Annotated in this window: 13 protein-coding genes; 4 read left to right on the forward strand and 9 right to left on the reverse strand. The window is 47.4% G+C overall.

The annotated features are described in order from the left end of the window. Window positions 1-58: 58 nt before the first annotated feature. From aroL to ACL9RG_RS13440, 3 genes are all read right to left on the reverse strand, one after another. On the reverse strand, window positions 59-580 hold the full coding sequence (gene aroL / locus ACL9RG_RS13430) for a shikimate kinase AroL (RefSeq protein WP_422793121.1): 522 nt from the start codon (window positions 578-580) through the stop codon (window positions 59-61). Between the two features lie 190 nt (window positions 581-770). After that, a complete protein-coding gene (locus ACL9RG_RS13435; protein ID WP_422793122.1) occupies window positions 771-1,328 on the reverse strand; it encodes a class I SAM-dependent methyltransferase in 558 nt (185 codons plus the stop codon). A gap of 458 nt (window positions 1,329-1,786) precedes the next feature. Continuing rightward, the gene (locus tag ACL9RG_RS13440; RefSeq protein ID WP_422793123.1) at window positions 1,787-2,056 is read right to left on the reverse strand and encodes a DUF1471 domain-containing protein; all 270 of its coding nucleotides are present in this window, start codon (window positions 2,054-2,056) and stop codon (window positions 1,787-1,789) included. 473 nt (window positions 2,057-2,529) lie between these two features. Between ACL9RG_RS13440 and ACL9RG_RS13445 the strand changes: the two genes are divergently transcribed. Further along, window positions 2,530-3,462, forward strand: a complete 933-nt coding sequence (locus ACL9RG_RS13445) for a DUF808 domain-containing protein (protein WP_422793124.1) — start codon at window positions 2,530-2,532, stop codon at window positions 3,460-3,462. A 53-nt stretch (window positions 3,463-3,515) separates the two neighbouring features. Here ACL9RG_RS13445 and ACL9RG_RS13450 read toward each other — a convergent pair whose 3' ends face one another. Further along, window positions 3,516-4,283: a class I SAM-dependent methyltransferase gene (locus ACL9RG_RS13450; protein WP_422793125.1), complete on the reverse strand. Its 768-nt coding sequence runs from the start codon at window positions 4,281-4,283 to the stop codon at window positions 3,516-3,518. Between the two features lie 152 nt (window positions 4,284-4,435). On the opposite strand from ACL9RG_RS13450, the gene ACL9RG_RS13455 reads away from it, so the two are divergent. The 3 genes from ACL9RG_RS13455 (at window position 4,436) to sseA (ending at window position 6,781) form a co-directional block, all read left to right on the forward strand. Beyond that, window positions 4,436-5,224 (forward strand): helix-turn-helix transcriptional regulator, encoded by a 789-nt coding sequence (locus ACL9RG_RS13455; RefSeq protein WP_422793126.1) that lies wholly within the window; start codon window positions 4,436-4,438, stop codon window positions 5,222-5,224. A gap of 113 nt (window positions 5,225-5,337) precedes the next feature. Further along, the gene (locus ACL9RG_RS13460; protein WP_422793127.1) at window positions 5,338-5,886 is read left to right on the forward strand and encodes a GNAT family N-acetyltransferase; all 549 of its coding nucleotides are present in this window, start codon (window positions 5,338-5,340) and stop codon (window positions 5,884-5,886) included. Window positions 5,887-5,941: 55 nt separating this feature from the next. Continuing rightward, window positions 5,942-6,781 carry a 3-mercaptopyruvate sulfurtransferase gene (gene sseA / locus ACL9RG_RS13465; protein ID WP_422793128.1) on the forward strand — a complete coding sequence of 280 codons (840 nt, stop codon included), beginning with the start codon at window positions 5,942-5,944 and terminating at the stop codon, window positions 6,779-6,781. A gap of 364 nt (window positions 6,782-7,145) precedes the next feature. Here sseA and ACL9RG_RS13470 read toward each other — a convergent pair whose 3' ends face one another. From ACL9RG_RS13470 to ACL9RG_RS13490, 5 genes are all read right to left on the reverse strand, one after another. Beyond that, window positions 7,146-7,937 carry a phosphate/phosphite/phosphonate ABC transporter substrate-binding protein gene (locus ACL9RG_RS13470; RefSeq protein WP_422793129.1) on the reverse strand — a complete coding sequence of 264 codons (792 nt, stop codon included), beginning with the start codon at window positions 7,935-7,937 and terminating at the stop codon, window positions 7,146-7,148. A 10-nt stretch (window positions 7,938-7,947) separates the two neighbouring features. Further along, window positions 7,948-9,027: a fatty acid desaturase gene (locus ACL9RG_RS13475; RefSeq protein WP_422793130.1), complete on the reverse strand. Its 1,080-nt coding sequence runs from the start codon at window positions 9,025-9,027 to the stop codon at window positions 7,948-7,950. Between the two features lie 420 nt (window positions 9,028-9,447). Then, window positions 9,448-10,782, reverse strand: a complete 1,335-nt coding sequence (gene agp, locus ACL9RG_RS13480; protein WP_422793131.1) for a bifunctional glucose-1-phosphatase/inositol phosphatase — start codon at window positions 10,780-10,782, stop codon at window positions 9,448-9,450. A 196-nt stretch (window positions 10,783-10,978) separates the two neighbouring features. Further along, entirely contained in the window at window positions 10,979-11,626 is a 648-nt protein-coding gene (gene pagP, locus ACL9RG_RS13485; RefSeq protein WP_422793132.1) for a lipid IV(A) palmitoyltransferase PagP, read from the reverse strand. 158 nt (window positions 11,627-11,784) lie between these two features. Then, a complete protein-coding gene (locus ACL9RG_RS13490) occupies window positions 11,785-12,543 on the reverse strand; it encodes a molybdate ABC transporter permease subunit (protein ID WP_422793133.1) in 759 nt (252 codons plus the stop codon). Window positions 12,544-12,557: the final 14 nt, after the last annotated feature.

The following is a 12,557-nucleotide window of genomic DNA, read 5'->3' on the forward strand; positions in this document are numbered from 1 at the left end:
GAGAGGTAATCTGGCTAGCAATGCCAGATAGGGAAGAGATGAACAGCAGTAAGAGAATCTATCTCTGCAGCGCTGATATCGCGCTGAGGATATCCTCAACAACCTGTGCGGGATCTTTACTGCCATCGACCACTATATGAGCCGCATCTTGATAAAGTGCTTCGCGTTCGCTCAGTACGTCCTGCATTTCTTCATTGATAGGGCGACCGGTTAACGTTGGACGCTGAGCCTGTTCTGGAGACGCTTCTAAACGCTGGGCCAGCGTTGTTGCTGATGAACGCAGATAAATCACTATGCCGGCTTCACGCATAAATTGACGATTCTGCTCGGCAAGGATGGCACCACCGCCGGTAGCAATGACAAATTTTGCTGCACAAACGCTTTTGAGCGCCGCGGATTCTCGACGGCGGAATCCCTCCCAACCTTCGCGAGCAACAATGTCAGCAACGCTAAGTTTTGAGGTTTGTAGCAGGTAGTGATCGGTATCAACAAACTCATATTCCAGACGTTGCGCCAGCGCAGAGCCTACCGTCGTTTTACCCGCACCACGCGCGCCGACCATAAAAATAGGTTGTATCATTGCTGCTATCCTTTAATCACCATCAACACCTTAAGCGACAGTGTGATTACTAATCACCCAGTGCAGGGCAACGACAAGTATGATGGGTATATTCTATTCAAACCAAAGCCACGCATCATACCGATAAAGAATCAACACGCAATGCCTGAAAAACCTATTTAAAGAAAAAAATACTCAACAAACATTTATGTTACAGCGGCTTACATACATAGACGATGGCCGGAGGAAAATTTTTAATCACGCGAATTTTTTTCCAACTAAAGTAACGAGATAGCATTTTTTCTGACAATTGACTGTATTGAAACAGCACTAAGACACCATCTTTCTGCTGTAAAACCTGACGCGTTTTTTGCAATATGCGCATGCTAACCCGAGTCGGTATAGAGAGCAGCGGTAAACAGGAAAATATCGCATCAAAATCCCCATTCAGATGTTCTGCCGAGTGAGACATAATTTGCAGGCGGCGATCGTCAATAAGATTGAGCTTATGTACCAGGTTGGGCTGAATTTCAAACGCCTGTAAATGCGCATCCGCGCGCATTGTCGCCAGCATACGCTTGGTCAGTACACCATCACCGGCTCCTAACTCTGCAATATTGAGCGATTTCGTCCAGTCAATTTGATTGAGCATGGTTTGGCATAGCCAAGGCGAAGAAGGTGCCAAGGTGCCAAAAGTCCGTGGTGAAGAAATAAAATTCTGTAAATAGGAAAATTGATTCTTGATCGTGAGCATAGTGATATTCAGCATAATTATAATCCTCTCGAAAGATAGACCACTATTACATACAAAAATTCTTAAGAAAGAATTAATAGCGAAAATATCCTTATAAACCTGCTCATTTTCCTCTAACAATAAGAGACATCCCATTTCGCACGGTAATTAACCGAGCATTTATCTGAGAATGACTGACATCACCAATAAATTTAACGTCAACATTTAGACGCATGGACGTCTAATTAAGTAATAATTTATTAATACATCGAGTTTATTGGCAATCAGCAATATACAATAGCGGAAATAAAAAAAAGACAGGATTTTAAACTCAGATAACTGGTTTGCTGGGGTAAATAAGCGGAGTTAACACAGAGGCAACGTCAAATATACGAGGATACATGGTCGGGTGAGACACCGGAGGTGGAATATGGCTGGTGACACATTCCAGAGGGTTAACCCCCGCACCCGACATGCAATATTGGCATTACAGCTTAACGGTAGAGTTCAGCGCTAACACGCACCAAGCTAGAATCGCCTGGGGTGCTGGCACCGATAATACGGTAATGTGATGCACCTTTTTCTGCGGCTTTAGCGTTAAGTGAGTCAGTCAGGCTACCTGGGACGGTGTTATCTTGGCTGACGTTAATCACGCCTAAAGGTTGCAGGCCATTAGCTTGAGCCTGATCGATTTGTGTTGCTGCTAATGCAGAGAAAGAAGCGGTAGTAATAATAGCAGCTGCGATAAATGGTAAAATTTTCATGATGAGCACCTTAGTTTTCTTATATCAAAATAGGTTGGACTTCAATTCGGGCGTCTGCGTTGGCTGACTTGCCCTGTTGAAATAATTATCCGCTCTGGAATGCAAGGTGACGTCATGACGCGTAAAGATGTTTAATCTTTATGACGGAATTAAGGAGAAAATATTAATAGTTATTACAAAATGAAGGGATTTCGAGGAAAGCTGTAGAAAACAACAAGATAAAATTAGCATTTATAGATAAAGATTATCTTATAAAGCGCTTGAAATACGACCCGAACAAGAGATTCGCATAAATCGACGTCAATATGCAATCACTGTTATGCTTCTTTTTTACGTTTTTTTAATGTTGAATGCAGGTAACTGACACTCGAGTACTTTTTAACTGACATAAGCGGACATTTTGGCACATTAACATAGCAATCTCCCACTCAGTGCCAATTGAAACGTCGACAACCCACAATAGGAACGAATTTATGGCAGGAACCAGCCTTCTCGCTTTAATTGATGATATCGCCTCCATTCTTGATGATGTAGCGGCGATGAGTAAAGTTGCTGCCAAGAAAACGGCCAGTGTGCTTGGGGATGACCTGGCGTTGAATGCGCAACAAGTTTCTGGCGTAAAAGCTAACCGAGAGCTTCCGGTTGTATGGGCAGTTGCCAAAGGCTCTCTGATCAATAAAGCGATTTTAGTACCGTTAGCTTTGCTAATTAGCGCTTTTATCCCTTGGGCAATTACACCGTTATTGATGATTGGCGGTGCTTATCTGTGTTATGAAGGCTTTGAGAAAGTCGCGCACAAGATCTTGCCTCAACAACAGACAGAGCAAAGCAATAAACCCGCCAGCACAATAGCCATGTCCGATGCCGAATTGGCTAAGCAAGAAAAAGATAAAGTGAAAGGCGCTGTGCGTACTGACTTTATCCTGTCGGCCGAAATTATCGTAATTTCGCTTGGCACCGTTTCTGCCGCACCTTTTCTTAATCAGGTGGTGGTGATGGTATTAATTGCGGTCGCGATGACGCTGGGCGTTTACGGACTGGTCGCTGCCATTGTAAAGATTGATGACGCCGGACTCTACTTAAGCAAACTCTCAGGGCAAGGCCAATTTATGCGCGGCGTACGTCGATTCGGTGTACTCGTGCTAAATGCCGCGCCGCTATTAATGAAAACACTATCCGTCGTTGGGACCTTGGCGATGTTTTTGGTCGGCGGCAGTATTATCAGCCACGGCCTGCCCTTCACACACAGCCTAATGGAAATCCTGACGAATGGTCATCAAGGCTGGGTCAATACCTTGATTACAGGGGCCAGCGATTTACTTATCGGCCTGGTAGCAGGAGCCATCGTATTGGCGCTGGTCACCTTAGGTCTGAAATTATTCGGCCGTAAAACGAGTAGCCACTAAAAGCGATAGCCACGATGGATGGCGATACTCAATGCCACCCATCATGTCATCGACTATTTGCTCGCTTCAATCATCATGATATCGCTGACGAAGGAGCCATCGTCGGCGATAGCAAAGTGCCTGACGACATCAGCAGATGCCGATTGCTGTAATGCACGGATCGCGGTGACGAAATGCTCTGGCGTTCTCATCCGTTTTACCCAACTGCTAAACTCCAGCGGCAATTTATCGCTGGTGACTTCACGGACCAATAATCCAGACTCGGTAAACAGACTCAACCATTCTCCCGGCGAATAATCACGCACGTGCGAGGTATCGCGTAACACCTCTACCGTTTGCAGATAAATATCTAACAGCGGGTGACCGGGAGATACCACATCCATAACAATCACCTTGCCTCCAGGCTTCAGCACACGTTTCACTTCACGCAGTGCCTGTCCTACATCGTGCCAGTGGTGCGCAGAATAACGACTGATCACGATGTCGACGCTGTTATCTTCGAAAGGCAGTGACTCTGCGACGCCCTGCTGAGTCTGAATATTATGCAGGCCTTTTTCTTTTGCCGCCTGTTGTACCACCTCTAACATCTGCGCGGATAAATCATAGGCGGTGACCTCAGCCACTACCTGCGCAGCAACAAAACTGGCATGGCCAGCGCCACATCCCAGATCCACCACTTTTGCTTCCGGGAACGGCCGCAGCAATGTAGCTAAACGCTGTAAATCAGCACCTTGTGAATGAACGCTGCTGTTCAAATAATCTTGTGCCTGTGACCCAAACTGCTTATCGACGGCCTGTGCGTGAGTATTTTTATTATTCATTGTTGCCTCATCCATATTTAAAAGGTGATTTTTGTCCTGCCCACTTCTGGCAAACCGGACGACAACCTCACTCTACCCATGGAATTATAGGGGTACAATATGTCTATTTATACTAGTATGAATCACTCCCCGTCTGAGCAATAGGTTGTGATATGAACGGTTCAAACTCGTTGACCGGCCCAAAAGCGCTAGGTGCATTTCTGCGCGCGCACCGCGAACGCACCACGCCCGATATGGTCGGTCTGCCAACGGGCTCTCGGCGACGGACGAGTGGACTTCGTCGTGAAGAGCTGGCGCAAATCAGCGGGATCAGCACCACTTGGTATACCTGGATAGAGCAAGGGCGCGAGGTGTCTATTTCTGCGGCGACACTTAATCGAATGGCGCGCGCATTGAGGCTAGAAAATGCGGCGCGGGAATATCTATTTAGTTTAGCAGGGGTAAAAGATCCTCTTTCTCGCCCAGCCAGCAATACGCTGGACAAGCACATTGCAGATTGCCTTAAGGAACTGCACTGCCCGGCTTATTTTCTTGATGGCAGTTGGAACATGCTGGCGTGGAATAACCAGGCAGGCGAACTGTTTAGCGGCTGGTTGGAAGACGATACTCAGCCTAATCTTTTACGGTTTATGTTCTTACATCCACAGGCAAAAAAGCTGGTGGTCAATTGGCCCGAACGTGCCCAGCGCGTGGTCGCAGAATTCAGGGCTGATTCAAGCCACTTTGCGCACTCAGAGCCAATTCGCCAATTGGTGCTGACGCTATGTGATGCCAGCAGCGAATTTACGCTGTGGTGGACTCAGCAGCAGGTATTGGCAAGAGAAGGTGGCGAACGGCGCTTTAATCATCCGACGGCCGGTGATGTGAGCTACCGACAGCAAACGTTTTATCCGGCAGGAAACAGTGAATTAAAGCTGGTGATGCTGATCAAATCTATCTGATGCTGAAAGCCTTGTTATGTCACTCACACCATATTGACAGCCGCGCTATCTGTATGTGAGTCTGATTTTCAAGAAAATATCGCGGGCCTAAATGTAGGAGGCAAAGCAGGGTGATGGAAAGTATTTATCAAGATGATGAAATAGAAATTCGCTGTGCTCTCCCTTCTGATGCTTTATTGCATTTCGCAGCAATTAAAGACTCTGTCGCGGATATTGGCGCTTGGCAGAGCTGGTGCACAGAGCATTATTCTTTACAACATAGCCAACACTACCTACAGGATGCTGTCGATAAATATCTCCGCGGCGTAGAGTTCAATTACTGTTTATTCGATCGTGCAAGTGGCCAGATTATTGGCTCCGTTTCAATTAACAGCATGCAACCTGATTCTAAAATGGCTAACGTCGGTTACTGGATCCGCAGCGGCTTTACGGGACGCTCGCTGGCAGTGACCGCAGTCAAAGCCATCGCTCAGTTTGGCTTTAACCAACTTGGCCTCACTCGGTTAGAAATTATCGCTATGGAAAGCAATCACCGCAGCCGTCGGGTCGCTGAAAAAGCCGGGGCACACTCAGAAGGTCGGCATCGCAACCGCCTTTATTACGCGGGTAAGCCACAAGATGCATGGGTTTATTCACTGATCCCCGGCGATCTTAGTGAGTAATAACAGATAACAATACGCCCCATACAAAGACTCTCCCCTATAAGGATTAACAATAGTGACATCTCATCTCGTTTCTACCGATTGGCTGGCTGAACATTTACAAGATGCCGATCTGCTGATTATCGATTGCCGAAAATCCAAACCAGGCGTGACACCACCCATTGATTTTCATGGTAAATATCTCGACAAGCATATTCCGGGAGCCCTGTATATCGAAGTCGATAGCATCTCCGATTGCACCACTGGCTTACCGCATATGTTGCCTACAGCCGAAGAATTCGCTACCTCGATGAGCCAACGCGGCATCAGCCAAGATCAACATATTGTGGTCTACGACGAAGGGGATTTATTCTCCGCGCCGCGCGTCTGGTGGATGTTGACCCGCTTTGGTGCCAAAAATGTACAGATTCTGGACGGTGGCCTGAATGCCTGGATAGCCGAAGATAAAACGACCCAAAGCGGTGAAATCACCCGTGCTGCAGCAACCTTTAACGCCGCTTTAGATAACGCGGTAGTAGTTAGTGCCGAACAGGTTCAAGACGCCATTGGCAAGGTGCAGATTATCGACGCCCGCTCTTTAGGTCGCTTTAAAGGTGAATTACCCGAACCACGCGCCGGCCTGCACGGCGGACACATTCCCGGCAGCCTCAGCGTCCCTTTTACTGAGATAACCGACAACGGCCACGTCAAATCAGCAGACGCATTAAAAGCGACCTTTGAACGCCTAGGCGTCGATATTACCCAACCCACCATCGCCAGTTGCGGTTCCGGCGTCACCGCCGCCGCCTTACTGTTTGCACTGGAATCCTTGGGAGCAAAAGACGTGCTGATTTATGACGGCTCATGGGCAGAATGGGGAGATATAAACAAGAATTACCCCATCGAAAAAGGATAATATGAGAAATAGGGCTTGAAGGCGAAGCCATGCGCCCGTGCACAAAGCGTGATTTATATAGCTATTGCGCAGGTTCGGCCGCTTATCAATGACATGAATTATATCAGCGTTATCGAACGCGACCGGCAAGGGGTTTCAGGCGAACCCCTTGCATCCCCGCCCTGCGCTTAGCTTACCGGGTCGCTACGCGACTACCCGCACTTACTGCTTCGGCCGGACGGGTCGGCTTCAACGGGCATCCATGCCCGCTCAGCCTAAATCTGCTCCAGGCAGATTTCCCCTAGCCTCATTCGTTCGCTTGGCCGGTAAGATGCGCTATCAAGGTCAAAAGAGTAAAGAGCAAAAACAGTGTTCAATATCTTAGCTAAAGTGTCATTACGCCCAGTTCTGCTGCTTGCTGTTTAAGTTCAGAAATTGCCCCGTAGGCGCTCCTCGGCAGGACACTGAAATCTTTAATAAGCAATTTTTCGCGTGCCTCGGCGCTAGCCGGATCTTCGATGGTCAGGCGCAGTGCTTGACGTAATAGTGCTAATTGCGCAGGCGATGTCTGCGCAGACGTGATAAGCGGCAACCCTGGAGCAAGCGCGGTTTCACCAACTTTTTTGATGCCCTTTAATGCATCTGGGTTAGCACGACGCAGTAATTCCAGACTGATGCAGTCAATGGCAGCAATATCGGCAGCACCTTGTTTAACCAACTCAATAGATTGATAGTGGCTGCCAGACGCAACCGACTCAGCAAAGAATTTCCCGTCTTCGGCTAACGGTGCAACCAGGCCGCGCAGCGTGTTGTAGCCGGACTGAGAATCTTTGCTATTAAAGGCCACTTTGCGATGACGAAAATCTGCCAGTTTCTTACCGATATCATCTTTACGTGCGATTAAAATACTGCGGTAATACGGCCCTTCACATTCAGCGACCTGATAGCTGAACACGCCGACAACATTGGCATCAGGCAATAGCTCCACTAGTGGGAAACCACAGGTTTGACTCAGCAAAAGATTAGGATCGCTCCAGTGATCCAGCAGATCCTCAGGCCAAACTAAACTGTGCGGTACTTGCTTAACGCCCAACTTAACCAGCCAGCCGCGCAGTGCTTGCCAAAATGGCAAGACGTCGTCTTGGCTAACGCCATACATAGGTAGCGATACTTGCATGCGTTTTTCCTTAAGAGGACTCATTTTGATAAGCATAGTCATGACCCACATCCGATGTTATTGACGATGGCTCTAGCTGCACTGTGACAGTGTCGCCGCCGGGGCGCTCAGGATAGAAAGGGTGGATTTCAACATCGAGAGGCGTCGCAGCGTACTGCTGCATTAAGGTTTGGTAACCCTCGACGACATAACCCTGACTACGTTGCTGATAAGCTTCTTTATCAGCCTGATAAACTTGAGGTAAGCCATACCAAGGCAGACCCGGTAAATCATGATGCACCAAATGATAATTAAGATTTAAAAACAGCAAACGCCAGCCAATACCGGCTTCGGTCAATGTAGATCGTGCTTCTGGCGCCTCAGCAGCGCGGTGTTCATAGAAGGAACGAACCTTAGTTAAACTCAACGCCGGATAGCTGATCACCAACAGATAATAAACCGCAGAAATTCCATGTTGCTGCACCCAGGCAAGTAACGCTACGAGTAATACCAGATGAATCCCCCACATAGCGATGGCCGGGTAATCTCGTTTTACTACTGCCTGCAACGCACCTTTTACCGTAGCAATAATGTCCAGTGCCGGTGCGATCAACAACCTGCCAAAGAAGGTATTACGAATTTTTATCAGGCGAATAAACCAAGCTGAAGAATGCTGCCAATGTGCTTCGCTAAAATAATAGCTTTCAGGATCTTCTTCTGGGTGTGTCAGACGTTCATTGCGATGATGCTGCAAATGAGAATCACGATATAAGCCATAGGGATACCACACCGCGATGGGTAAAGTACCCAACAGTTGATTGACTCGCTCCCAGCGTGTCGGATGCCCGTGAATCAGTTCATGCTGCCATGACAGATACCACGTGGTGAAAATTACCAGCAGTGGCGCGGCTAGCCAGTGGTTTAATTGCTGCCAATGTATCACCAGCAAAAACCAACCGCTGTAGACCACAAAACCTAATATCCAGGTCGGTATTTCTAAACGCCACCACCACACCTGCGAACGACGTTTAATGTCAGCACGCTGTCCGGCATGTAAGTAGAAAGGACCATCTTTAATGGCATCATCAGAGGATGTGGCGCTGTCGTGCATAGTGGACCAAGAATCAGAAAATATTGCATTTATTATGCCTGCGAGCAGGATGCGGGCTAACTCAATAAATGAGAAAACGAAAGCTAAAACTTGGATAACGGCAAGCGCAGACTTACCCATATACAAATATAAGAATACCCTTCAGATTTCGACATGCAGGTAGGCGGCAATTGAACGCATCCCCGGGAGCTTAGATAACTAAGTGACTGGGGTAAGTGAGAGCAGCCAACACCCCTGTAGCTTTAAAGATGACGGGTATGGTCGCAAAAAAAAGCCCGCACTAGGCGGGCTGAACAAACTGAGCTATCTGAGAGTCTTTTTATTTTAGTATTACTTGTCGGCAGTATAGATCGCTTCTTTAACAACATTGTTAATTAAGTGTAATTAAATAAGATCAACATTGTTTTATCAGTAAATTTTTTAGCCTTTTAGATCTTTTTGCAGCAATTTGTTAAAGGTGTCCATTGGGCAAAAACCTTGTTTATCAGTAGGACAACCCTCAATTTGTAACGTCACTCGTTGCGGTGGGTTTTTCAAACTCAATGCAACATTGTTGCGTATTTGTTGCGCCGTCGGGTACACGTATTCAATCTTCATCAGATCTTTATCGGTTTTCTTATCATGCCAACGCTGGAAAACAACTGCACCGCTAATAGGCGTACGTTCGTACTGCCCCGGCAGCGTGTAATCTTTAGTTTTCAGCGCCGCGAGCATCGAAGCGATATTGGAATCATGTCCCACTAACAGCGTGAGTTTAGCCTGCTGTGCAGCCTGTTGATCGTTGGTTTGAGCCAAAGGTTTATCTAACGCACCAGCAATAAAGTTAAGCAGCGGCGCAGCGGCATTAGCTGCAATTGCCGGTGAGCCAAACAGCGTTTCGTGATACAGATTCTTAAGGGTTTCAAGCTCGGTCCACTGCGTTGGCGTTGTGACTTTTCCCCAGGCAATATCTTTCATTGGGAAGCCTTCGTAGTATTGCAGCATGAAGGCATCGGCAGCACCGGTCGCGGTACGCAGCGGGCCATTAATTCCCGGTTCTTTACCTTGTGTCAAAGTGACAGAAGAAGGCTGCGACGCCATATCACATTGCTTATCCTGCAGGCAGACTTTGGAATTTTTAAAATCCATCACCTGCTCAAGCAGAGCGTAATTTGGCTTTAGTCGTTGGTTTAAGCCATCAATACCGCCCTGCCCAGCATGTTGATTAATCGAGTTCAGCGCCTTGGTTTTAAACTCATCCGTCACCTCTGCGGTAATGATCGGGTTAAAGACCGGGTCCATTTTGCCCACTTCAACACGATTAACTACCGCAACATCACAGCCAGGGAAAGCGCCTGTCACAAAATGCTTAGCGGTATCGATAGTACGCGGCAGGCTGTTAGCATAAGTAAACACTTGGCCGTTTGCCGGACAATGAGTTGCTGACAAAAGCTGGTTTTTAGCTAGCCAGGCACGGAAATAATGACCGACATGCTCCTCCACGGTGCCACCTTTTGGTGTTAATAACCCACCTTCAGTTTTCCATGTTGGCCAGGTATGTGTCGTAGACTCGGCAAGTACATCGCCATAGTTAACCAAAGGGGCACGAATACCGTGGCGGCTCATAATCAGAACCTGTTGCAATTCCAGTGAGTGATTAGCCGTATCAGCAGCAAAGGTCGGGGCAGAAAGAGGAAGCAGGCAGGCCAATGCTGTCAGCGTCATACGGCAGGTCAATTTTTTCAATCTGTGGCTCCTTAAGCTTAAGAAATACATCGCTGGATGCCTTTGAATTATTAAGACATTCACAGCGACGCCGTTCAATTAAGCATAAAGCATGCCATAAGATTAGAGGGAGACTTATATCACAATCTATAGCCGTCACGCTTCAAGTTGCAGGAGTGTTAGCTGCTGCTTACCGCCTACCTGCATCTTGAAGTTTACTGGGCATGATGGTTAAAAAAACCAGACGCTAAAATTGGTAACGTAGCCAGGCAAAGAATACATTGCCGTTGTTGTAAGTTCCGGGAATATAAGTTGCCTGGAAAGTTAACCGGCTGTATCCCACCGAGGCCAACGGCAGAACGATGGGGATAGGAATATATTTATAGTCGTCACGCGCCGTCACCGCCGCGGTATATCCCAATCCTAAGCGAAATTCTTTATCATTTAACGGCTGCCATATTTTTTCATAACCATAGCCGCCAATCGGTTCCCATTTATTATGCGAATCCTTGAAAGCCATGAGGTATATCCCATGCCAATCGCCGTTTTCGTCATAACGGGAAATACCATATCCAGCCCCCCACGGGCGTTCATTATACTTGTCCGTTTTTTCCTTATCGTACATCAAACGGTTATGCCACGTGATCGCAGGCAGATAGATATCGTGACTGTCTGGCGTGTTCCAGGTATCAGCAACATCCGCCTTCCAGGATGACCACCAGCCGGAAAAGCCTGACGATTCCACGTTGCTAGCAGCAGATTGTTTTATCGGTTCTGAAACTTGTTTAATAGGTTCTGAAACTGAATTTTCCGTTGTGCTGGTCGCCATCACCGGGGTGGTGAATAGACAAGAAATAACAAATGTACTGCTAATAAACTTTCTAGTTATTATCATAAGAAAACTGACTCCTTCAGTGTAACTCGCTCCATTATACCCTATTGCACCCAGCGGAATTCTACTCGGATAATTAATAGACAAACGCAATCACCCCCGAAAATGGTCGCGGCATTTCATATGGGAAGTGTCTTAAAAAGCGTTGTTGTTTTAATCCTTTATAGTTCTGCTGGTTTTTTTATCTTCCCCATGCGGCTAAAACACCATAGTGGGAAAGGTAATGTTGTCAGCAATAATATCCACAGCAGCGAATATACTGAATCAACCCCCTCATTTTGTAAATTAATATACAGTTTGACCGGAATACCCTGCGGGAAGTAGCAAAAGACCATGGTGATACCGAACTCACCAACTGCACGTACCCAAGCAATAGCTAAGCCAGTTGCCAGACCGCGAGAGGCTAAAGGCAGTGTTAATCGATGCAGCGTTTGCCAACGAGATGCCCCCAGTGTTTTTGCTGCTTCCTCTACATCAAGTGGCACAGCTTCAATGGCGGTGCGCGCTGACATAACAAAATAGGGCAAAGCGCCATACATTTGCGCCAGCACGAAAGCTCCCGCGTTATTAGTCAGCGACAGACCAAGCGCAGATAACCCCGTTCCCACCGTGCCGTAAGGGCCATACACCGACACCAAGAGAATCCCCAATGCCAAAGGCGGCGTAAGCAGCGGAATCATAACCGCAACTTCCACCCACGAACGCCAGTGTGAGTTGGTTCGTGCCATCCAAAACGCTAAAGGGATACCGAGCAGGATAATCAGTGGGATCGAAATACCGCTCAACCCAAGTGACGTCATGACCGAGTGCCAGTCGCCGTAAGCGAGATGGAAACCTCGCCATGGCGTTAGCAGGATTAGGGTAATAAAAGGAATAATTAACAGCGCGAGCGCCGGAAGGGCAAACCACAAACTCATCATCCGGCGCAGGCCTT

It is taken from the genome of Rouxiella sp. Mn2063, from assembly GCF_049319665.1.
Classification (GTDB): Bacteria; Pseudomonadota; Gammaproteobacteria; order Enterobacterales; family Enterobacteriaceae; genus JBMOUD01.

Bases quoted from the DNA above. Each gene is read 5' to 3' on its own strand.
- ACL9RG_RS13460 (WP_422793127.1), top strand. From the start codon at position 5,338: ATGGAAAGTATTTATCAAGATGATGAAATAGAAATTCGCTGTGCTCTC.
- ACL9RG_RS13490 (WP_422793133.1), bottom strand. From the start codon at position 12,543: ATGATGAGTTTGTGGTTTGCCCTTCCGGCGCTCGCGCTGTTAATTATT.
- ACL9RG_RS13455 (WP_422793126.1), top strand. From the start codon at position 4,436: ATGAACGGTTCAAACTCGTTGACCGGCCCAAAAGCGCTAGGTGCATTT.
- ACL9RG_RS13435 (WP_422793122.1), bottom strand. From the start codon at position 1,328: ATGCTGAATATCACTATGCTCACGATCAAGAATCAATTTTCCTATTTA.
- aroL (WP_422793121.1), bottom strand. From the start codon at position 580: ATGATACAACCTATTTTTATGGTCGGCGCGCGTGGTGCGGGTAAAACG.
- pagP (WP_422793132.1), bottom strand. From the start codon at position 11,626: ATGATAATAACTAGAAAGTTTATTAGCAGTACATTTGTTATTTCTTGT.
- ACL9RG_RS13450 (WP_422793125.1), bottom strand. From the start codon at position 4,283: ATGAATAATAAAAATACTCACGCACAGGCCGTCGATAAGCAGTTTGGG.
- ACL9RG_RS13440 (WP_422793123.1), bottom strand. From the start codon at position 2,056: ATGAAAATTTTACCATTTATCGCAGCTGCTATTATTACTACCGCTTCT.
- ACL9RG_RS13470 (WP_422793129.1), bottom strand. From the start codon at position 7,937: ATGCAAGTATCGCTACCTATGTATGGCGTTAGCCAAGACGACGTCTTG.
- ACL9RG_RS13475 (WP_422793130.1), bottom strand. From the start codon at position 9,027: ATGCACGACAGCGCCACATCCTCTGATGATGCCATTAAAGATGGTCCT.
- ACL9RG_RS13445 (WP_422793124.1), top strand. From the start codon at position 2,530: ATGGCAGGAACCAGCCTTCTCGCTTTAATTGATGATATCGCCTCCATT.
- agp (WP_422793131.1), bottom strand. From the start codon at position 10,782: ATGTATTTCTTAAGCTTAAGGAGCCACAGATTGAAAAAATTGACCTGC.